The organism is Streptomyces sp. ISL-98 (assembly GCF_018614055.1).
GTDB classification, from domain to species: domain Bacteria; phylum Actinomycetota; class Actinomycetes; order Streptomycetales; family Streptomycetaceae; genus Streptomyces; species Streptomyces spiramyceticus.
This window is the reverse complement of sequence record NZ_JAGGPB010000026.1, coordinates 185,921-206,431: the sequence shown is the minus strand read 5'-3', so window position 1 is coordinate 206,431 and position 20,511 is coordinate 185,921. Positions and strand designations below refer to the sequence as shown.

The 20,511-nt window shown below is 71.7% G+C and carries 17 protein-coding genes; 12 read left to right on the top strand and 5 right to left on the bottom strand.

Annotated elements, in window-relative coordinates; translation table 11 throughout:
• Window positions 1–34 precede the first annotated feature (34 nt).
• On the bottom strand, window positions 35–1,315 hold the full coding sequence (locus tag J7I98_RS19375; RefSeq protein ID WP_214922001.1) for an MBL fold metallo-hydrolase: 1,281 nt from the start codon (window positions 1,313–1,315) through the stop codon (window positions 35–37).
• Between the two features lie 212 nt (window positions 1,316–1,527).
• Between J7I98_RS19375 and J7I98_RS19370 the strand changes: the two genes are divergently transcribed.
• Genes J7I98_RS19370 through J7I98_RS19345 form a run of 5 tightly spaced genes read left to right on the top strand, consistent with a single transcriptional unit; the run spans window position 1,528 to window position 9,616 of the window.
• The gene (locus tag J7I98_RS19370; RefSeq protein ID WP_214922000.1) at window positions 1,528–2,685 is read left to right on the top strand and encodes an acyl-CoA dehydrogenase family protein; all 1,158 of its coding nucleotides are present in this window, start codon (window positions 1,528–1,530) and stop codon (window positions 2,683–2,685) included.
• Window position 2,686: 1 nt separating this feature from the next.
• Window positions 2,687–4,957: a thiamine pyrophosphate-dependent enzyme gene (locus tag J7I98_RS41140; RefSeq protein ID WP_251020850.1), complete on the top strand. Its 2,271-nt coding sequence runs from the start codon at window positions 2,687–2,689 to the stop codon at window positions 4,955–4,957.
• Window positions 4,954–6,141, top strand: a complete 1,188-nt coding sequence (locus J7I98_RS19360) for a Glu/Leu/Phe/Val dehydrogenase dimerization domain-containing protein (protein WP_214921999.1) — start codon at window positions 4,954–4,956, stop codon at window positions 6,139–6,141. The genes J7I98_RS41140 and J7I98_RS19360 overlap by 4 nt, the downstream gene beginning before the upstream one ends.
• On the top strand, window positions 6,138–8,798 hold the full coding sequence (locus J7I98_RS41135) for an acetate--CoA ligase family protein (RefSeq protein ID WP_308377860.1): 2,661 nt from the start codon (window positions 6,138–6,140) through the stop codon (window positions 8,796–8,798). The genes J7I98_RS19360 and J7I98_RS41135 overlap by 4 nt, the downstream gene beginning before the upstream one ends.
• Window positions 8,795–9,616: an SDR family oxidoreductase gene (locus J7I98_RS19345; RefSeq protein ID WP_214921998.1), complete on the top strand. Its 822-nt coding sequence runs from the start codon at window positions 8,795–8,797 to the stop codon at window positions 9,614–9,616. The genes J7I98_RS41135 and J7I98_RS19345 overlap by 4 nt, the downstream gene beginning before the upstream one ends.
• A gap of 176 nt (window positions 9,617–9,792) precedes the next feature.
• On the opposite strand, the gene J7I98_RS19340 is transcribed toward J7I98_RS19345, so the two are convergent.
• Window positions 9,793–10,371, bottom strand: coding sequence for a hypothetical protein (locus J7I98_RS19340; RefSeq protein ID WP_214921997.1), 579 nt, complete (start codon window positions 10,369–10,371; stop codon window positions 9,793–9,795).
• A gap of 23 nt (window positions 10,372–10,394) precedes the next feature.
• Window positions 10,395–11,927 (bottom strand): APC family permease, encoded by a 1,533-nt coding sequence (locus tag J7I98_RS19335; RefSeq protein ID WP_214921996.1) that lies wholly within the window; start codon window positions 11,925–11,927, stop codon window positions 10,395–10,397.
• 191 nt (window positions 11,928–12,118) lie between these two features.
• Here J7I98_RS19335 and J7I98_RS19330 point away from each other — a divergent pair, with 191 nt between their 5' ends.
• The gene (locus J7I98_RS19330) at window positions 12,119–12,739 is read left to right on the top strand and encodes a TetR/AcrR family transcriptional regulator (protein WP_214921995.1); all 621 of its coding nucleotides are present in this window, start codon (window positions 12,119–12,121) and stop codon (window positions 12,737–12,739) included.
• A 25-nt stretch (window positions 12,740–12,764) separates the two neighbouring features.
• Window positions 12,765–13,688 (top strand): carbohydrate kinase family protein, encoded by a 924-nt coding sequence (locus J7I98_RS19325; RefSeq protein WP_214921994.1) that lies wholly within the window; start codon window positions 12,765–12,767, stop codon window positions 13,686–13,688.
• A 21-nt stretch (window positions 13,689–13,709) separates the two neighbouring features.
• Here the strand turns inward: J7I98_RS19325 and J7I98_RS19320 are convergent, their stop codons facing one another.
• Together J7I98_RS19320 and J7I98_RS19315 are read right to left on the bottom strand one after the other, a co-directional pair.
• Window positions 13,710–14,711: a DUF6745 domain-containing protein gene (locus J7I98_RS19320; RefSeq protein WP_214921993.1), complete on the bottom strand. Its 1,002-nt coding sequence runs from the start codon at window positions 14,709–14,711 to the stop codon at window positions 13,710–13,712.
• 62 nt (window positions 14,712–14,773) lie between these two features.
• Window positions 14,774–15,100, bottom strand: a complete 327-nt coding sequence (locus J7I98_RS19315; protein ID WP_214921992.1) for a hypothetical protein — start codon at window positions 15,098–15,100, stop codon at window positions 14,774–14,776.
• A 174-nt stretch (window positions 15,101–15,274) separates the two neighbouring features.
• Here J7I98_RS19315 and J7I98_RS19310 point away from each other — a divergent pair, with 174 nt between their 5' ends.
• The 5 genes from J7I98_RS19310 to J7I98_RS19290 are packed head-to-tail and all read left to right on the top strand — an operon-like array spanning window position 15,275 to window position 20,505.
• Window positions 15,275–16,219: an STM4015 family protein gene (locus tag J7I98_RS19310; RefSeq protein WP_214921991.1), complete on the top strand. Its 945-nt coding sequence runs from the start codon at window positions 15,275–15,277 to the stop codon at window positions 16,217–16,219.
• Window positions 16,220–16,226: 7 nt separating this feature from the next.
• Window positions 16,227–17,198 carry an STM4015 family protein gene (locus J7I98_RS19305; protein ID WP_214921990.1) on the top strand — a complete coding sequence of 324 codons (972 nt, stop codon included), beginning with the start codon at window positions 16,227–16,229 and terminating at the stop codon, window positions 17,196–17,198.
• Window positions 17,179–18,330, top strand: coding sequence for an STM4014 family protein (locus J7I98_RS19300; protein WP_214921989.1), 1,152 nt, complete (start codon window positions 17,179–17,181; stop codon window positions 18,328–18,330). Before J7I98_RS19305 ends, J7I98_RS19300 begins: the two co-directional genes overlap by 20 nt.
• A gap of 1 nt (window position 18,331) precedes the next feature.
• Complete coding sequence (locus J7I98_RS19295) at window positions 18,332–19,144, top strand: STM4013/SEN3800 family hydrolase (RefSeq protein ID WP_214922024.1); 813 nt, start codon at window positions 18,332–18,334, stop codon at window positions 19,142–19,144.
• Window positions 19,141–20,505: an STM4012 family radical SAM protein gene (locus J7I98_RS19290; protein WP_214921988.1), complete on the top strand. Its 1,365-nt coding sequence runs from the start codon at window positions 19,141–19,143 to the stop codon at window positions 20,503–20,505. The genes J7I98_RS19295 and J7I98_RS19290 overlap by 4 nt, the downstream gene beginning before the upstream one ends.
• The last annotated feature ends 6 nt before the right edge of the window (window positions 20,506–20,511 follow it).

Genomic DNA, 20,511 nt, shown 5'->3' with positions numbered 1-20,511 from the left:
ACTACAGACCGAAAAACCTATGGCTCCACCGGCCCTAAACGGCCGGTGCGGCCTCCGGCTCACCCGTGCCGACGCCTCCGGTGCTGACACCGCCCGTGCCGACACCACTCGCACCCGCATCCCCTGCGGCAACGTCGCCCGCGCCGACGGGCCGCTTGAGTGCGGACCCACCACTGACGGGGTGCCCCTCGGCCGGCAGGGCGGCGACCGGGCGCCACCACGGCTCCGAGGGCAGGGCGTCCGAGGCCGGCTCGAAGGGCTCGCCCGGGCGCGGCAGCGCGACGCTGGCGCCCGCTTCACCGGCGGCCGCGACCGTGTCCTCGCCCGGTTCCGCCCACGGGTGCGGGGCGAGGTTGAACGTACCCCAGTGGATCGGCAGCATCGGGCCGCCCGACGGGCCGCCCTGGAGGTCGAGGTGGGCCCGGATGCCCTCGGCGGGCGTCATGTGGATGTCGGGCCAGTATTCGCTGTACGCGCCGATCTGGATCATCGTCGCGTCGAACGGGCCGTGCTCGGCGCCGATGTCCCGGAAGCCGTCGAAGTATCCCGTGTCGCCGCTGTGGTAGATCCGGTGCTCCGGTCCCGCGACGGCCCAGGACGCCCAGAGGGTGTGCTGCTGGTTGCGCAGGCCCCGGCCGCAGAAGTGGCGGGCCGGGGTGGCGGTGAGGGCGAGCCCGGCGATCTTCGCTGTGTCGTTCCAGTCGAGCTCGTGCATCCGGTCGGCGGGCACGCCCCAGCGCTCCAGGTGGGCGCCGACGCCGAGCGGCACCACGAAGACTGTGCGGGTGCCTGCGAGGGCGCGGATCGTGGGCATGTCCAGGTGGTCGTAATGGTCGTGCGAGATCACGACGACGTCGACCGGACCGAGCGAGGCGAGCGGCACGGGCACGGGGTGCAGCCGCTTGGGACCGGCGAAGGCGAAGGGGGAGCAGCGCTCGCCCCAGACCGGATCGAAGAGCACGCGGCGGCCGTCGATCTCGGCCAGCACACTCGAATGGCCCATCCAGGTGAGGCGCAGACCCGTGACGGGCGGCTTGGCGATGTCGGCCAGGGTCGTGGGGTGGACGGGAATCGGTCCCGCCGGCGCCCTGCGGAGCCGCTCTTCCTTACGGAAATAGACCTTCGAAAGTTCGAGCAACGAGCCGGACGGTCTGGTCCGGGCGCCGCCCTCCGGGTTCTGGAAGACCCCGTCCGCGAAATTCGGCGAGCGGCGGATTCGCTCCATCCGCTCCCCCGCCGGGTCGGCGCCGAAGGCTGCGGTCCTCAGCGAGCGCAGCCGGGAGCGCAGCGGGTGCAGGGCGTCGGCGCCGGTCACGGGACCTCCAGGTGCTCAGGGTCCTTCCATTATGTGCGGCGGGTACGACAGTGCGGGATCGGGACCGTTACAGGGCTGGGAACGGCGGGCGGCGGATCATGGCTTGAACTGATTCGTGGTTCAGTAACGGATCTCGTTGACAGGGCCGCTTCCGGGTCCAGATACTGACCGACGGTTCAGTTAAGGCATCGTCGTCGTACCTGGAGGCACCCATGTCCGACCTCCCCACCGAGCTCGTTCCGCTCAACGCGGAGCAGCGCGACATCGTCGAACTCACCCGGACCTTCGCACGTGAGGAGATCAGGCCGCGGGCGCGCGCCGTGGACGAGGCGGACACCGAGACACCGTTGGACCTGTGGCGCAAAGCCGCCAAGGTCGGCATCACCGGTTTCATGCTCCCGGAGGAGTACGGAGGCGGCGGCTTCACCGATGTGTTCACCCAGTGCCTCGTCCAGGAAGAGCTGTGCGTCGGCGACCTGGGCATCGGGAATCTGCTCTGCTCGAACGGATTCTTCGCCGACCCCCTGATGGAACTGGGCAGCTCCGCCCAGAAGCGGGAATGGCTCACCCCGCTCACCGGACCCGGCACCCCGATGACGTCCCTGGCGACCACCGAACCCGGATCCGGTTCCGACGCCGCCTCCATCGTCACGACGGCGACCCGTACCGCCGGCGGCTACCTCCTCAACGGCCAGAAGTCCTGGATCTCCAATGCCGGCGAGGCCGAGCAGTACGTCGTCTTCGCCAAGACCGACCCGGCTCGGCGCTCGCGCGGCGTCACGGCATTTCTCCTCCGCAAGGACACTCCGGGGGTCGTCTTCGGCGAGCCCATGCGCAAGATGGGCCAGCGCGCCATCGTCTGCCGGGAGATCTTCTTCTCGGACGCCTTCGTGCCGGAGGCCGACCGCCTCGGGGACGAGGGCCAGGGCTTCACCGGACTCATGTGTACGTTCGACATCTCGCGCGCGGTGCTGGGCGCGGCCGCGACGGGCGTCGCCAGGGCGGCGTACGAATACGCCCGCGATTACGCGAAGACCCGTCACCAGTTCGGCAAGCCGATCATCGAACACCAGACGGTGGCCTTCCGGCTCGCCGACATGCGCACGCGCATCGAGCAGGCCCGGCTGATGACCTGGCGGGCGGCCAAGCGTCTCGACGCGGGGCTCGACGCGACCGCCGAGGCGGCGATGGCGAAACTGACGGCCTCGGAGACCGCGGCGTACTGCACCTGGGCCGCCGTCCAGACGCTGGGCGGCTGGGGTTACTCGCGCGAGTACCCGGTCGAGCAGTGGGTGCGCGACGCCCGGCTCGACGAGATCGAAGAGGGGACCTCGGACATCATGCGCCTGGTCATCTCGCGGAGCGTATGACATGGGACTACCTCAGGTGGGACAACCGCAGGTGACACCCCACGGGCGCTACGGCCCGGAGACCGCCATGACCGGCGGCGAAGCCCTGGTCAGGGCGCTGGCCGTGCACGGGGCGCGCACGGCGTTCGGCATCCCCGGCACGCACAATCTGGAGATCTACCGGCACCTGCGGCCGTACGGCATCGGGCATGTGACACCACGTCATGAACAGGGCGCGGGGTACGCCGCCGATGCGTACGCCCGGGTCACCGGTCGCCCCGGCATCGCCGTCACCACCACTGGCCCCGCCCTGCTCAACATCGCGGCGGCGGCCGGCCAGGCGTACTCGGACAGCGTGCCGCTGCTGATCGTCTCGCCGGGCATGCCGCTGCGCCACCCGCGGCAGCCGACCGGGACGCTGCACGAAATGCGCAGCCAGACGGAGGCACTGCGCGGGGTCGTCGCCTTCAGCCACCGGGTGTCGACGGTCGAGGAGATCGGCGTTGCGGTCGCGCGGGCCTTCACGCTCTTTCGCACCGAACGGCCCCGGCCCGTGCACATCGAAGTGCCGCTGGACCTGCTGGAGGCGGCGGAGCGGGTGGGCAGCGTACGGTTCACGCCGCCGGTCGGCGACCGGCGGCCCTGCGCCGGGGCGGTCCGGGAGGCCGCCGCGGTGCTTGTGGCAGCGCGTCGGCCCGCGCTGGTTCTTGGCGGCGGCGCCCGGCGGGCGTCGGCGGAGTGCCGCGCGCTCGCCGAGGAGCTCGGTGCGTTCGTCGTGACCACGGCCAACGGCAAGGGAATCGTGGACGAGTCCCACCGGCTGTCGCTCGGCGTCTCGCTGCACAGCCTGTCCGTGCAGAAGGCACTGGCGGACTGCGACGCTGTCCTGGCCGTAGGCACCGAGCTCGCCGAGTCGGACCTGTGGTCGCCACCGCCGACGCTCGGCGGGACGCTGATACGGGTGGACCTGGACCCGGCACAGATGTACGCCGGGTCGTTGCCCGCCGACATTGCACTGGTCGGCGACGCGCGGGCCACGCTGGGCGCGCTGCGTGAGGCGCTCGCGGAACTACACCCGAGGGCCGCGATCGGGGACGGGGCCGCCCCGGTCCTGACCCCGCTCGCGTCCGAACGCCACTGTGCGGCACCGGGGGCCGACGGCGCTGGTGGCACGGTCACGGCCGGGGGCAGCGGGACGGGCGGGGCCGACGGGACGGTTGAGGGCAGCGACACGGCCAGGGTTAGCGGAACCGCCGGGGGCAGCGGCACAGCCAGCGCCGACGGCACAGCCAGGGGCAGCAGCACAGCCACGGCCAGCGGCAGAGGCCTCACTGCAGCCGCCCGGACGGAGAAGTCTGCCGACCACGACCCGTCCGGACGCCACCCCAGGAGGTCGGGACCCGACAGCGCCCTCCCCGCTGGCGGCGAGACCAGGGCCGACGGCGCGGCCGAGGCCGGTGACAGCGGCGTCACCGCAGCCACCCAGGCCGAGGAGTCTGCCGACCACAACCCGTCCGGACGCCACCCCGCGAGGCCTGGGCCAGACAGCGCCCTCCGCGCCAGCGGCACGGGCAGGGCCAGGGGCGACGACGGCCTCACCGCAGCCCGCCGGGCCGAGGAGTCGGCAGGCCGCTGCGCTGCGCTCGCCGTCCGAGCCGTCGTGCCTCCCCTTGGTGCCCGGGACGCCTACACCAGCGGGCCCGCCGCGTGGGCCGTCAGCGCGCTGCGGCGTGAGCGGGATGCGGAGACGGCGGTGCGGGACTCGCGCTGGGTTCCGTATCTGCGCGCGATCCGCGGCGTGCTGGACGAAGACGCCGTCATCACGTCGGACAGCGCACAGTGCTGCTACTACGGCGCGCTCCCGCACCTGCCCGTCGGCCCCCGGGGCCGCTATCTCCACCCGACCGGTTTCGGCACGCTCGGATACGCCCTGCCCGCCGCCATCGGCGCGAAGTCGGCGTATCCCGAACGGCAGGTCGTCGCGCTCAGCGGCGACGGTGGCCTGCAGTTCACCGTGCAGGAACTGGCGACCGCCGCGCAGCTCGGACTGCCGCTCCCCGTCGTCGTGTTCGACAACGATGGGTACGGCGAGATCCGCGACGAGATGAACGCCCGCGGCGACACCCCCATCGCCGTCGACCTGGCGCGGGTAGACCTGCCGGCGCTGTGCCGCGCGTACGGCGGCCGGGGCGCGCACGCCGCGTCCCCCGGCGCACTCGCCGACGCGCTGGCGCGGGCGCTGGACACCCCCGGCCCCACCCTCATCACCGTTCCCGAGGAGACCACCGCATGAGCAGCAGCCCCTTGATCTCGCTGAGCTGGACCGACCACGTGACAGGGCGCCAGGGGTTTCTGGTGGTCGACCGGCTCGTGCGCGGTGTGTCCAGCGGCGGTCTGCGCATGCGCAAAGGCTGCACGCTCGACGAGGTCGCCGGCCTGGCGCGCGGCATGACGATGAAGGAAGCCCTGCACTACAACGCCGAGGGCCGGTACATCCCGCTCGGCGGCGCCAAGGGCGGCATCGACTGCGACCCCCAGGACCCCGAGGCGTACGGCATCCTGGTGCGCTACCTGCGCGCCATGCGTCCGCACATCGAGAACTTCTGGACCACCGGCGAAGACCTCGGCCTGACCCAGGACATTGTCGACAAGGCCGCCGCCGAAGCGGGTCTCGTCTCCTCCATCCAGGCCGTCTATCCGCTGCTCGACGACGAGACGGCGGCGCGGCAGCGGCTCGCCGACGCGTTCGCCGTCGAGGTGGACGGCATCGGCCTCGACGAGCTGGTCGGCGGCTGCGGAGTCGCCGAGTCGGTCCTCGCGGCACTCGACCGCGCCGACGTCGCGTACGAGGGCACGCGGGTGTCCGTACAGGGCCTCGGCACCATGGGCGGCGCGACCGCCCGCTTCCTGTCCCGCGCCGGGCTGAGGATCGTCGCCGTGGCCGACGTACTGGGTACGGTCGCCAACCCGGAGGGTCTGGACGTCGAAGCGCTGCTCGCCTCGCGCGACGCGTACGGCGCCGTGGACCGGGGTGTGCTGCGCCCCGGCGACCGTGAGCTTCCGGGCGACGCCTGGTTGTCCGTGGAGGCGGAGGTGCTGGTTCCGGCGGCCGTCTCGTACGCCGTTGACGAAGCCAACCAGGAGCACATCAGCGGCACCGCCCGCTGGATCGTCGAGGCGGCGAACATGCCGGTGCTGCCCGGCGCGGAGGCGCTGCTGGCGGCGCGCGGGGTGACCGTCCTGCCGGACGTCGTCGTCAACTCCGGTACGAACGCGTGGTGGTGGTGGACCCTCTTCGGCGACATCGGCGCCGACGCGGACGAGGCGTTCGCGTACACCCGGCGCTCGATGCGCGCCCTGATCGACCAGATGCTCGCGCGGGCCGAGGCGGACGGCACGACGCCACGCGCCGCGGCCCATGCGATCGTCGCCGACCACCTGCCGGTGATCGCGGAGCGGTTCGGGTGGTACAGGTGACACACACCTCTCGGACCGTTCGCGCCGCCCTCGACGCGCTCTTCGATCCCAGGTCCGTCGCGGTCGTCGGCGCCTCCGGAAACCCGGAGAAGTGGGGGTACTGGCTGGCCGCCGGGGCCCTCGAAGGACGCGACCGACGTACGGTCCACCTGGTGAACCGGCGCGGCGGCGAACTGCACGGCGTACGGTTCGTGCCCGGTCTGGACGGCCTGCCGGACCCACCGGACCATGTGGTGATCGCCGTACCTTCGCAGCAGGTCCGCCCCCTCGTGGTCCAGGGTCTCGCGGCGGGGGCACGCTGCTTCACGGTCATCACGTCGGGCGGTACGAGCGCGGCCGAGGAGCGTGAACTCGCCTCCTTGATAACCGCGGGCGGGGCGCGGCTGCTCGGCCCCAACTGCATGGGCGTCGTCGACACGACCAGCGGACTGCGCCTCAGCTGGGGCGACTTCCCTGCCGGTTCCGTTGGCCTCGTCTCGCAGAGCGGCAATCTGGCGCTGGAAATCGGCAGGCTGCTCGCCCGCGCAGGGCAGGGGTTCTCGCGCTTCGTGTCGCTCGGAAACCAGCGCGACATCAACGCGGCGGACGCCCTGGACGCACTGATCGCCCACCCCCCGACGCGGGTCGTAACCGCGTACGTCGAGGACTTCCGCGACGGCCGCCGCCTGGCCCGCACACTGACCGCGGCCCACGCGGCGGGCAAGCCGGTGCTGCTGCTGACGGTGGGCGCCAGCGAAGCCTCCGACCGTGCGGCGGCCTCGCACACGGGGGCTCTGGTCAGCGCACGCGCGACGGTGGAGGCGGTGTGCCGCGAGGCCGGGGCACTGCTGCTCGACACGGCGGGCGAACTCGTCGACACAGCGATATGTCTACTGGCTGTGCCCGTAGGGGCGTTGGGGCTGCGGACGGGCGGGCACGTGGAAGCCTCTGGCGGGGCGATCGGTGGGCACACGAGCGATGGGCCGGCCCACGCCGATGCCGGGGCGAACGAAGTTCGGCACATGCTCGGCCAGGGCGACGGCCCCGACTTTGTCGGCGCAGGCCAGGGGCAGGTTTCTGCCGAGGCTCGCGGGGCGGCGACTCCCGCGCCGTCGGCCGACGGAACAGAGGCGGCGTCCGGAGGCCGCTCGCTGCTCGGCGGGGCACCTTCCCGGCAAACCCGGGCTGCGGACGGCGGTGTGCCCCCCCCCCCCGAAGGCTTCGGAGGGCAGGCAGCCGACGGCCCGCCGCTGGGTGGAACGCCCCTGCAACCACGCCCGACGGCAGACCCCGGTGAGTGCCCCGATGCCATCGGGGGACTCACACCCGGAGGCTCACTGCCCGTCGGGGCGCCCCTCCAGCCCCCCTCGGCGACAGACCGCAGTGCATCCCCCGAAGCCCCCGGACACCCGGCAGCCGGTGCGCCGCTCGCGGTGGCTGATCCGCTCCCTTCGCTTCCCGCCCCGCGTGTCCTTGCCGGGGCGTCGGGCCCTGCGGTCGGCATCGCCAGGCCGTGGGCTCTGCGGGTCGCTGCCGTCGGGGACAGCGGAGGGCAAGGGGCCCTCGCCGCTGATGCGTTGGTGGCGCGTGGGCTTGATGTGCCTGGGCTTTCGGCCGGGGCTGCGAGCGCGGTCGCCGCGCTCCTGCCGCCGGGCGCCGCCTGCGGAAACCCCGTCGACCTTGCGGGGGCCGGTGAGGCCGACCTCGGCAACTATGCCCGTATCGCACGGGCACTGCTGTTCGGCGGGGACGCCGACGCCGTCGTCCTCACCGGTTACTTCGGCGATTACGCCACGGCCAACCCCGCCCAGGCCGACCGCGAGTGCGAGGTGGCCAGTGAACTCGCCTACGCCGCAAGGGAGTCCGGGCGGCTCCTCGTCGTACACACCATGGCGTGCGACACCCCCGCCCTCGCGGTGCTCCGTGCGCACGCCGTCCCCGTGTACGAACGCATCGAGCAGGCAGCGACCGCCCTCGCCGGAGCGGCCAGGCTGCACACCACCGTCGTGGCGGCTCCCGCCGCGTCGCCGCGCCAGGCCTCGTACAGCGTTCCTGACGGCGGTTACGAGACCGTGCGCGAACTGCTCGCCTCGTACGGACTCACCTTCCCGGCGGCCGAGTTCGTCGCCACAGCCGACGAGGCGGTGGAGGCGGCCTACCGCACCGGCTATCCCCTCGCCCTGAAAGCCATGGGGCTGGCCCACAAGACAGAGGTGGGCGACGTCGCGCTCGGCATCGCCGAGGAGGGCGGGCTCCGTGCCGCCTTCGCGCGGATGCGGTCCGCCACCGGCGCCGCGCGCTACGTCGTGGAGGCCATGGCCTCGCCCCCGTACGCCGTCGAACTCATCGTCGGCGTACGGCGCGACCCGGCCTTCGGCCCCGTCGCCGTGGTCGGCATCGGCGGGGTCAACGCCGAGCTGCTCGCCGACACTGCGGTCGCGCTAGCACCCCTCACCCCCGAACGCGCCCGCGAACTGCTCCTGTCGCTGCGCCACGCTCCGCTGCTGACGGGCTGGCGGGGCGCACCGCCCGTACATCTCGACGCGGCCGCAGCTGCTCTGTGCGCGGTGGCACGGGCAGGCGCGGAGCATCCGGAGCTGTCCGAACTCGAAGTCAATCCCCTGCTGGTACACCCGGGTGGCGCGATCGCCCTCGATGCGCATGGAGTGCTCCGATGACAAGTGCGATCAGAGAAGACGAGAAGTCCGAGTTCGCGGGACGCACGTACCTCGTGACCGGCGGCGGCAGCGGCATCGGCCGCGCGGTGGCCCTCGCCCTTGGAGCGGCGGAGGCCCGGGTCGTCGTCGCGGGCCGTACGCCCGAGAAGCTGGAGGAGACGGTCGCCCTGATCGAGAAGGGGGGCGGCCACGCCCTCGCCGTACCGACAGACGTACGGGACCCGGCCGCCGTCGACGCACTGGTGGCAGCCGCCGTGGACCGTTTCGGCCGACTGGACGGTCTGGTCAACAATGCGGCCGGGAACTTCGTCGCGCCGGGCATCGACATCAGCCCGAACGGCTGGCGCGCGGTCGTCGACATCGTGCTCAACGGCTCGTACTACTGCACGCGCGCCGTCGCCGGGCAGCTGCGCGCGCAGGGCACGGGGGGCAGTGCTTTCGGTGATCGCGACGTACGCCTGGCACGGGCATCCGGGTACGGTCCACTCGGCCGCAGCCAAGGCGGGGTGCTGGCCATGACCCGCACGCTCGCGGTGGAGCTCGCACCGCTCGGTATCCGCCTGAACTGCATCGCCCCCGGGCCGACGGAGACGGCCGGTGCGGGTGCCGCGCTGTGGGCCACGGAGGAGGCGCGGGCCGAGGTGCTCGCGACGGTCCCGGCGGGCCGCTTCGCGGACCCGGCGGAGATCGCGGACGCGTCGCTGTTCCTGCTGGGTGAGCGGGCGTCGTACTTGACGGGTGAGTGTCTGACGCTGGACGGCGGCCAGTGGCTCGGCAAGCAGGTGTACGGGCGGACGGCCGCCACCGCCGCTCACTGAGGCGGGGCCTGCGGCGCTTTCCCCTACTCGCCCCTTCCCGCTGTGACATTTTTGCGGCTGCCGCCGCGTGGGGGGCAAGCCCTCAGAACCCCCTGGACGCCCTTGAGGACCCAGGTCTGGGGCGGAGGGGCGGGGTGGGGAAATGTGCCGCAGGCATGCCCCTGCGGCCCCCTTCGTCAGACCGTGGTCCTGGCCGTCACCAGCCGGTGGCCGCCCAGAACCACCGAGAGCTCCGCAAGGAACCGCCCCGAAAGCGGCGGCCAGTTCCACAGCACCAGCCCCAGATGAGCGACCGCGACAGGCGGGTCGATCCTCCACGCCAGGAGGTCCGCCCGCCCACCGCACCGGACACAGGCCCCGCTCCCCGGCCCCGTACCGCCGAACCATGCGTACAGATCGTCGAGCAGCGGGGCCCACTCGCGCGTCCACATGTCGGGCCCGCTGTCGGAGGGCTCTGCCGTCGCACCGCAGTGCGGGCATGTCGCCGTCCAGACCTCCGCGCACAGATACACGCGGCGTTCGATCTCCATGCCGACGCCGCACGCCCCGAGCTCCGTCACCTCGTCCTCCTCGGTGACGGCGCTCGCGGCGTGCGGTCCTGGTGGCCTGCCGAGCTCGTCCCCGAGCAGGCAGTGGGTCAGTTCGCTCCGGACGATGCCTTCTTCCTCCAGCCAGTCCATGACCCGGCCGGCGAGCTCGGCGGCTTCCTCCGGTCGGGCGTCGATGTCGGCCACCCATACGTACGCATCGCCCATGCGCGCACGCTATCCCTTGTCCCCTACCCCTTGGAGCGCCGAGTCTTCACACCCAGCGCGTAGAAGATCAGCCCGATCACCAGGAACAACACCAACGGCACGACCTGGCTGAGCGTGTACTGAAGCCGCTCCCCCGCGAAGGACTCGGGCAGCGAGTCCGCGGCCGCACCGTCCGTGCCGAACCACCCCACCCCGAAGCCCGGCCAGATCAGTACGACGACGGTGAAGGCCACGAACCCGGTGGCGAGCGCCGTGACCAGCCATGCTCCGGCGCGGCCGCCCGGGACGGCGTACGGGCGGGTGACCTCCGGGTACTTGCGGCGCAGCACGACGAGGCTCGGGAAGGTGATGACGTACGAGATGAAGGTGGTGCAGATCGTCAGGCCGAGGCCGGCCGCGAAGTACTTCTCGCCGTTGCCGCCGGTCAGGTTGAGTGCGACGACGAAGAGGAGGGAGGCCAGGACGGCGGAGAGCAGGTTCACGCGGACCGGCGTGCCGTGCTTCTCGGAGATCGCGCCGAGCCAGGCCGGGCCCGCTCCGTCGGCGCAGGCGACGGCCTGGGCCCGGTGGGCGCCCATGGCCCAGGTGACGCCGCTGGTCAGCAGCCCGATGAGGCCGGCGGCGGCGATTCCGCCGAAGACGGAGCCCGCACCGGTGAGGGTGACCGTGCCGTCGGCTGCGATCGACCCTCCGTAGACGGTGAAGACGGCCTTGCAGGCGTCGATGAAGCCGCCGAGGCTGCCGATGTCCTGGCTGGGGAGAACGAACAGGATGCCGAGGATCGGGCCGCCGTACAGGACGAGCGAGGCCAGGCCGGAGCGGAGGATGGACAGGGGGATGTCGCGGCGCGGGTTCTTCATCTCCTCGGCGGCGGAGCTGGGGAGTTCGAACCCTACGAAGTTGAAGATCAGGACGAGGGCGACGAAACCGATATAGGTGGGGGCGAATTCACCGGCGGGCAGGGCGCGTACGCCGTTCTCGGCGGCGGAGACGAGGAAGAAGCCGAGCAGCACGATCCGCGCGATCGCGCCCGCGATGGGGACCCACTTGCCGATGCGTACGGACTGTACGACGGCGAGCGCCCCGCCCCAGATGCAGACGAGCCCGGCTGCGTACTTCCAGCCGCCGGGGAGTGGGGTGAAGAACTCCTCCCAGGTGGTGAGCGCGATGATGCACAGACTGCCGCCCACCCAGACCGGGTTGGAGATCCAGTACAGAATCTGGTTGATGCCGGCAGTGAGCCGCCCGAAGGCCAGCCGGGTCCAGACATACGGGCCGCCCTGCACGGGGAAGGCGGAGCCGAGCTCGGCGACGAGCAGCCCGTACGGGAGGAAGAAGGCGACCGCGAGGATCGCCATCCAGGTCAGGCCCTGGGGGCCCTGCGCCGCCACCGAGCCGATGGTGTCGAGGCCGACCAGTGTGCAGATGAGGAAGAAGAGGACGTCGAGGCGGCGCAAGTCCTTGCGCAGCCTTCCGCGTTGTTCGCCCCAGCCCTGGGAGAGGTCGGGGGCTTCGGCTGAGTTCGCGTTTGCTGGGGAGGGAGGTGCTTGGGTCACGAGGCGGACTCCTACGGCGGTACGGGGACTGCGTACAGGCGTGGCACTTCGGCACTTCGAGCTTTGAACGGCAAACTGACTGAATGGCCAGTCAGTAGGGCGTACCGTGGCCCGCGCCACAGTGCGGTGTCAAGAGCCCGTCGGCATCTTCCGGACCGGCCTGGCAGACGGCCCGTGTGTAGGGTTGCCGCGTGGCAAGAGTCCGGTTGAGCGTGGAGGAACGGCGCGAGGAAATGCTGCGCGCCGCGGTCGAACAGATCGAGGCGCGGGGCGTGACCGCCGTACGCATCGCGGATGTCGCCTCGGCTCTCGGCGTCAGCAACGCGCTGGTGCTCTACCACTTCTCGACCAAGGAAAAGCTCGTCGCGGCCGCTTTCATGTACGCCGCCGAAGGCGATCTCGCCCAGCTGCGCAAGCTGCTCGGCCGTCGTACCAGCGCCGTCCGCAGGCTTCGCGGCGCGGTCCGCTGGTACGCGCCGACCGGCCAGGCCAAGGGTTGGAAGCTGTGGATCGAGGGGTGGGCGGCCTCGTTGCGTGAGCCGGTGCTCCGCGAGGTGGCCCGCGACCTGGACCAGCAGTGGAAGGCGGCACTGACCGAGGTCATCGCGGAGGGCGCGGAGGCCGGTGAGTTCCGGTGCGACGACCCTGCGGCGGCGGCCTGGCGGCTGACGGCCCTGCTGGACGGTCTCGCGGTCCAGATGATCTCGTATGCCGGATCCCTCTCCCGCACCACCATGCTGGAGTGGGCCGACGGCGCACTCGCCCGCGAGCTGGGCATCGACCGCGCGGAGCTCACGGCTGCCGGGCGCTGAAGTCCCGGTGGCGCCCTAAGGAGACATGGTGTCTGTGCAAAAGTCCGAGCACTCGGTGTACGACGTCCTGGTCATCGGCGGCAGCGGGGTGGACACGGTCGTCCGCGTCGACTCGCTGCCCGTGCCCCTGGCCGACTCGGTCGGCGTGCCACCCATCCGGGAGTGGCCGGGCCACACCGGTGGCAACGTCGCACTGGGTTGCCGGGCCCTCGGACTCCAGGTGAAATTCCTTGACTTCATCGGCGACGACTGGATCGGCGGACAGGTCCGGGAGCGGCTCGCCAAGGGCGGTGTCGACTTCGAACCGCTGATATCACCCGCCGGCACCCGCCGCGCGGTGAACCTCGTCGACACCTCGACGGGCCGCCGGATGTCCTTCTACGACGCCCGCGACCCCGAGGACCTGCGGATGCCGCGCGACTTCTACCTCCAGCATCTGCGGCGGGCCGGTCATGTCCACCTGTCCATCGTGAACTTCGCCCGGCACCTCCTCGACGACATCGAGGAACTCGGTGTCCCCGTCTCGACCGACCTGCACGACTGGGACGGACTCGACGACTACCACCGGGAGTTCGCTCTCCGCTCCGACCTCGTCTTTCTCAGCGCGTCGGGTGCGGGCGAGCGCATTGCCTCCGTGATGCGGGAGATTCTGCGCGAGGGCCGCGCCGAGGCCGTGGTGGCGACGGCGGGCGCGGGCGGCTCGTACCTGCTGACGCGCGACGGGATCCGCACCCCACGCCCGATCCCCGCGACCGTGCCGCCGGGCCCGGTCCTGGACTCCAACGGCGCCGGGGACGCGTACGTCAGCGGTTTCCTGTACGGACGGCTGTCCGGCCGGGATCTTGAGGAGTGCGCCGGCCTGGGCGCGCGGGCGGGCGCCCACGCCTGCACGACCGAGGGGAACACCGACCTGATCGGCCCCGGCGGCCTTCTCGCACCCCACGCCTGATCCGCTCGGCGTCGGATCCGCTCAGGTCTGGCGCACCGGTTCGTACGCCTCCTGCCCGAGCCCGAACGTCCACGCCACGCCCTCCTTCGCGGTCCTTGTCGTGGGCGGCACGCGCAGCCAGTACGTACGGTGCGTGCCGTCCGGCTCGGGGGTGGAGTTGACCACCTCGACCATCACCACGTCCTCGTCGCCTTGGAGCGCGATCCGCCAGAGGATGCCGGTCTCGTCGCGGTGCACCGGCTGGGCGTCCGACTCGCTGAGGTAGCGGTCGTAGCCGTAGTACTCCAGCATCACGCGGCGCAGCTCCGCGTTCTCCTCGGCCCGTATCCGAGCGGGGGTCAAAGACGCGAGCTCGTCGAGGAACGCGGCGGGCACGGGCATACCGCGCCAGGCGTACAGCGCGAAGCCGTCCGTGAAGGCCAGGGCAGGGCCGTCCCCGCGGTCGAGGCGCCCGGCCTCGTCGCGGTGCAGCTCCACCGGCCGTTCGCTGATGACCACCACGTTCTCGTACGGCCACCACCATCCGGCGTGCCTGGCCACTTGTGCCAGGCCGGCGAGCCGGTCGCCACGGCCGTCGAACGCCGCGAGCCAGGCCGCGTCGTGCTGGCCGAGCACCGCGTCGAGGAGGAGCAGACGTACGTCGGACTCGTCCTCCGGCTGCTCCGTGAGCGCTGCGACGACTCCGGTCCGGATCCGCTCGGCCAGTTCCCTCGTGGTGTCCCACAGCTGCGCGCCGGTCGAGGACCACAGCGCGGCCCAGCCCTGGGGACCCAACTCGTCGTGCAGGCGGCGTCGTTCATCGGCCCACGGCCGCGTACGCACTTCGTCGCGCACCGAGCGCCCCGCCCCGACGAGCTTTTCGACGGCCTCGACCGCCGCCTTGGGCGACTCGGCCCAGACGATCGTCTCCGGCTCTGCGAGACCGGCCGCGCGGTAGGCGAGCCGCACGCCTTCTTCCGCGGCCGCCCGGTCCGCCGCTCCCGTCGCCGCCGCGACGGCCCGCCATGTCATTACGTGCTCCATCAGAAGTCCCTGTCCCCTGTTCTCTGTTCCGGTCCCACCCTGCACTGCCCTGCGGGCGACGCTCAGTCGGCGACGATACGGACCGAGCCCGGCACGTACTCCCGCTGACGCACCACCCGGTACCAGCCCTTGGGCAGCGGTATCGCCGCGTGCTCCTCATGCACCACCCGCCCGCCGTCCGGCAGATGAAGCAGCATCGGGTCGAGCGGTCCTGCCTCGCGCACCAGCCTTCCCGGCCCCTGCACCGCGTGCGCATGCCCGGTGACTTCGCCCAGTGCGAGCACCAGCCTTCCCCGCCCGTCGCGCAGTTCACCGGGTGCGTCTGCCAAGTGCGCCGGCACCGCCGACTCCCCCAACGGCATGATCAGTACGTCCCCTTGCCGGTACATGGCTGTCTCCCCTCGTTGGCGCACACGCTGTGCCGACCACGTGGAAAACGCTACGGCCCGGGTCTGACAATCGGCCCCGACCTGCGACAACGGGGCCCGCTCACCGCATTGTCAGTGCGGCTTGGTAAACCTTTCGCACGTCAGTCGACCGCTCAGCGTCAGGAGATCAGGGCCATGTCCCACGTGGACCATCTGCAGGAATTGCTCGGCCTCCCGGCCGTCGACTTCCACCCCACCCCGTCGCCCTTGCCCGCCGCGGACGCCGCCGCGTGGCGCATCTCCGTGAACCCGTACGACGACGACCCGCCCTGGGACGAGGTGTTCGACGAGTTCCTGAAGACCGTCGACCCCGGGCAGGTGCGCGCGCTGATCATCGGCCAGTGGGGCGAGGCGTACGACAACGATTCGAGCTTCCCCATCAACCTGGTCATCGCCGCCGCCGACCGGCTCACCGCCCTGGAGGCCGTCTTCGTCGGCGACATGACCTCCGAGCAGAACGAGATCTCCTGGATCGAGCAGTCCAATGTCACGGGCCTGCTCAGCGCGTTCCCCCGCCTGCTGGAGCTCGGCGTGCGCGGCGGCAGCCGGCTCCGCTTCCCGCCGGTGCACCACACACGGCTGCGCTCGCTCGTATTCGAGTCCGGCGGCCTCCCGGCGGAGGTGGTGCGCGGCGTCATCGAGAGCGAACTCCCCTCCCTGGACCACCTCGACCTCTGGCTCGGCGTCTCGGAGTACGGCGGCGACACCGAGATCACCGATCTCGCACCGCTGCTGTCCGGCTCTCGCTTCCCCGGGCTGCGCCACCTCGGTCTGCGCAACAGCGAGATTCAGAACGCGATCGCGGCCGCGATCGCGTCGGCCCCCGTCGTCGCCCGGCTGGACACCCTCGACCTGTCGAACGGAACCCTCGGCGACGAGGGTGCGGCCGCGCTGCTCGAAGGGCAGCCGCTCACCCATCTCGAATGCCTCGACCTGCACCATCACTTCCTCTCCGAGGAGATGGAGAGCCGGGTGGCCGACGCGCTGGAGCCGCACGGCGTGCACGTCGACGTATCGGAGCGTGAGGAGCCGTGGGACGGCCGCGGCGCCGAGGGCCGTTACACGGCAGTGGCGGAGTGAGGCGGCCATGACCGGCATCGACCACCCCGAGACGTTCCACGGACTTCCCGTCCACACGTTTCCCGAGCCCGACGACCAGCACGCCCCGCCGCTCCCGCCCGCGGACTCCGTGGCCTGGCGCCTGGACTGTCTGTGGAACGAGGACAATCCGTTCCCCGAACTGTGGGACCGATTCCTCGCCTCCGTCGACTCCTCGCAGGTCAGAGCGCTGGTGCTCGGCCCGTGGTGGCACGACGAATACTCGCCTCTGCGTCCCGTCTTCGACCTGATCGTCGCGGACGCGGACCGCTTCCCCGCGCTGCGTGCGCTGTTCCTCGCGGACGTCATGAGCGAGGAGTGCGAGGTGTCCTGGCTGGAGATGACCGACGTCACCCCCTGCCTCGAAGCATTCCCGCGGCTCGAAGAGCTGACGGTGCGCGGCTGTGGCGACGCCTTCTCGAAACAGGACGTCCTGTCCCTGCGACCGGTCCGCCACGACGCACTGAAAGTGCTGCGCTTCGAATCCGGCGGACTGCCCGGTTCCGTCGTCAGGGCTGTCGGCGCCTCCACGCTGCCCGCCCTGGAGCGCCTCGAACTCTGGCTCGGGGTCACGCATTACGGCGGCGACGCGACGGTCGCCGACCTCTCACCCCTGCTCTCCGGGAGCTCCTTCCCACGTCTGAGGCACCTGGGGCTGCAGAACAGCGATATCCAGGACGAGATCGCGGTCGCCGTCGCCTCGGCCCCCGTCGTCGCCCAGCTGGACTCGCTCGCCCTCTCGATGGGCACCCTCAGCGGCACCGGTGCCGAAGCCCTGCTCGGCGGCCAGCCGCTGACCCACCTCCGGGACCTGGACCTCCACCACCACTACGTCCAGGAGCCGATCCAGCAGCGCCTGCGGAAGGAACTCGAACCACACGGCGTACGGCTGAACCTGGACCAGGCCGACTACTGGGACCCCGAGGACGACGAGCCCCGCTATGTCGCCGTCGCCGAGTAGCGCGGAGCCGCGATTCGCGGTGGTCGGCAATCCCGCCAACCGCCGCGTCGCGCTCTTCCAGGACGCCGTGGCTGCCGCCGGCCTGCCCGCAGCGCGCGTCGTGTCGTGGCTCGACGTCCTCCGCCGAGGCGCCTCCTTCCGTCCGGGCGAGACCGTACGGATCGACTCGCCCGGGGAAGACCCCGACGTCGAGCGGCTGTTGCGGGGCGTCGGCGACGCCACCCGGGTGGAGGGCTCGGCGCGCTGGTACGAGCGGTTCACGGCGGCCGTACGGGAGGTGGGGCGGGCGTCCGAGGGCTGCACTCTGCTCGACGACCCCGAGGAGCTGGCGGTGCTGTTCGACAAGCGGCTGTGCCATGCCGTGCTGCAGCGCGCAGGCGTTCCCGTGCCGCCTTCGCCCACGTCCGGGGCCCCGGTACGGCCCGTGCGAGGCTGGTCGGACGTACGCGAACTGCTGCGCGCGCACCGTATGCCGCGCGCTTTCGTCAAGCTCGCGCACGGCTCGTCCGCCTCCGGTGTGCTGGCCGTCGAGACGGCGGGCTCCGGGCGGGTGCGGGCCACCACATCGGTGGAGCGCGACAGCGAAGGGCGGCTCTTCAACTCCCTTCGTGTACGTCTCTGTACGACCGAACGCGAGGTCGCCGCGATCGTCGACGCGCTCGCGCCCGACGGCCTGCACGTCGAGCGCTGGCTGCCCAAGGCCTCCCAGCGGGGCCGGGCCGCCGACCTGCGGGTGGTGGTCGTCGGCGGCCGGGCCACCCATGCCGTCGTACGGACCAGCCGCTCCCCCATGACCAATCTCCACCTCGGCGGCGCCCGCGGAAACCTCGACGAGGCCCGCGCGGCCGTCGAGACGGCGGGCGGCAGCTGGGCCGACGCTCTGGGGGTATGCGAGCGGGCCGCGGCCTGCTTCCCGCGCACGCTCTGTGTGGGCGTCGATCTGCTGCCCTCGATCGGCTGGCGCCGCTTCGCCGTCGGCGAGGTCAACGCGTTCGGCGATCTGCTGCCGAACCTCACCGGCCTGCCCGGGAGCGGCGCCGAGGGCCTGGACACCTACGCGGCGCAGGTCGCCGCCGCACAGCTACAGCGCGCCGTGCAGCGCACAGCAAGGAACCACCATGCAATCACCTGACATGAACAAGATCGTGGGCAGCCACGATCTGCTGCTCGTCACCCTCGACACCCTGCGCCACGACGTCGCCGCCGAACTGGCCGCCGCCGGACGCATCCCGAACCTGGTTGCCCATCTGCCCGGCGGCGTCTGGGAGAAGCGGCACGCGCCCGGCAGTTTCACCTACGCCTCGCACCAGGCGATCTTCGCGGGTTTCCTGCCCACGCCCGCCGCGCAGGGCCCCCACCCGCGGCTCTTCGCGGCGCGCTTCGCGGGCAGCGAGACCACCGCCGAGCGCACCTTCGTCTTCGACACCCCCGATCTGGTCTCCGGCCTCGCGGACGCCGGTTACCGCACGGTGTGCATCGGCGGCGTCGGTTTCTTCAACCGGCAGGGCCCGCTGGGCTCGGTGCTGCCCGGGATGTTCCAGGAGAGCCACTGGGAGCCGGAGTTCGGTGTGGCGTCCCCCGTCTCCTTCGAGGAGCAGGTGGTCCGGGCCGAGAAGGTCGTCGCCGGACTGCCCGCCGAGCAGCGGCTGTTCCTGTTCGTCAATGTCTCCGCGCTGCACCAGCCCAACTGGTTCCATCTGCCCGGCGCAACCCGCGAGGCCGGCGACACCCGCGCGACCCATGCCGCTGCCCTGGAGTACGTCGACCGGCACATCGGCAGGCTCTTCGCCGCCGCGAGCAGCCGCCGCCCCTGCTTCGCGATCGTCTGCTCCGACCACGGCACGGCGTACGGCGACGACGGATACACCGGCCACCGCCTCGGTCACGAGGCCGTCTGGACCGTCCCCTACGCCCACTTCACTCTCGATCAAGGGGCCACCCGATGAGCACCAGGACGCCCCGCCCGTACCAGAGTTACGTCTACGCCTACCCGCACAAAACGGCGTATCGCGAGCTGAAGAGCCGCCCCGCGCTGCGCGATCTGTGGGCGGGCGAGCCCAAGAACGCCCTCTCCCTCTACCTCCACATACCGTTCTGCGAGGTCCGCTGCGGCTTCTGCAACCTCTTCACCCGGATCGGCGCCCCGGACGAGCTGACCGGCCGGTATCTCGACGCACTCGACCGCCAGGCCACCGCCGTACGCGACGCCCTCGACGAGACCGGAGACAAGGCCGGAGGCGAGGCCGGAGAAGGAGGCGGGACCCGCTTCGCCGCCGCTGCCTTCGGCGGCGGCACCCCCACCTTCCTCACGGCCGGCGAGCTGGAGCGGCTCTGCGACATCGCCGAGAAGCGGATGGGCGCGGACCTGCGCGCCGTGCCGCTCTCCGTCGAGGCGTCCCCCGCGACCGCGACGGCCGACCGGCTCGCCGTGCTCGCCGACCGTGGTACGACGCGCCTCAGCCTCGGAATCCAGAGCTTCGTCGACGCCGAGGCCCGCGCCGCGGTGCGCCCGCAGCGCCGCGCCGACGTCGAGGCGGCCCTCGGCCGCATCCGCGACGCCCGTATCCCCGTCCTCAACATCGACCTGATCTACGGCATAGAGGGCCAGACCTCGGACACCTGGCGCGTGTCGCTCGACGCCGCGCTCGCCTGGCGGCCCGAGGAGCTCTACCTCTACCCCTTGTACGTACGCCCGCTGACCGGCCTCGGCCGGATCGGCGCCGAAGCCGACGCCGCCTGGGACGCCCAGCGGCTGCGGCTGTACCGCGAGGGCCGGGACCACCTCGTTGAGCACGGCTACGAGCAGGTGTCGATGCGGATGTTCCGCCGCAAGGATGCGCCGAAGCAGGCGGCCGACGACTACGCCTGCCAGACCGACGGCATGATCGGCCTCGGCTGCGGAGCCCGGTCGTACACCTCCGCGCTCCACTACTCCTTCGACTACGCCGTCGACATGCGCGAAATACGGTCGATCATCGACGACTACACCGCCACCGAGGACTTCTCCCGTGCCGAGGTCGGCCGGTACGTCGACGCCGACGAGGCACGCCGCCGCCACCTGCTCCAGTCGCTCCTGCAGGCAGACGGAATGCCCCTGGCCGAGTACGCCGACCGGTTCGGCGCCGCGCCTGCCGACGACTTCGCCGCCGAGCTCGACCGCTTCGCGGCGCGTGGCTGGCTCGACGACACGGCCGGCCCCGGCCTGCTGCGCCTGTCCCCCGAGGGCCTCGCACACTCCGACGCGCTCGGCCCCGAGCTCTTCTCCGACTCCGTACGGGCCGCCATGGCCGCGTACGAACTGAAATGAGCCCGC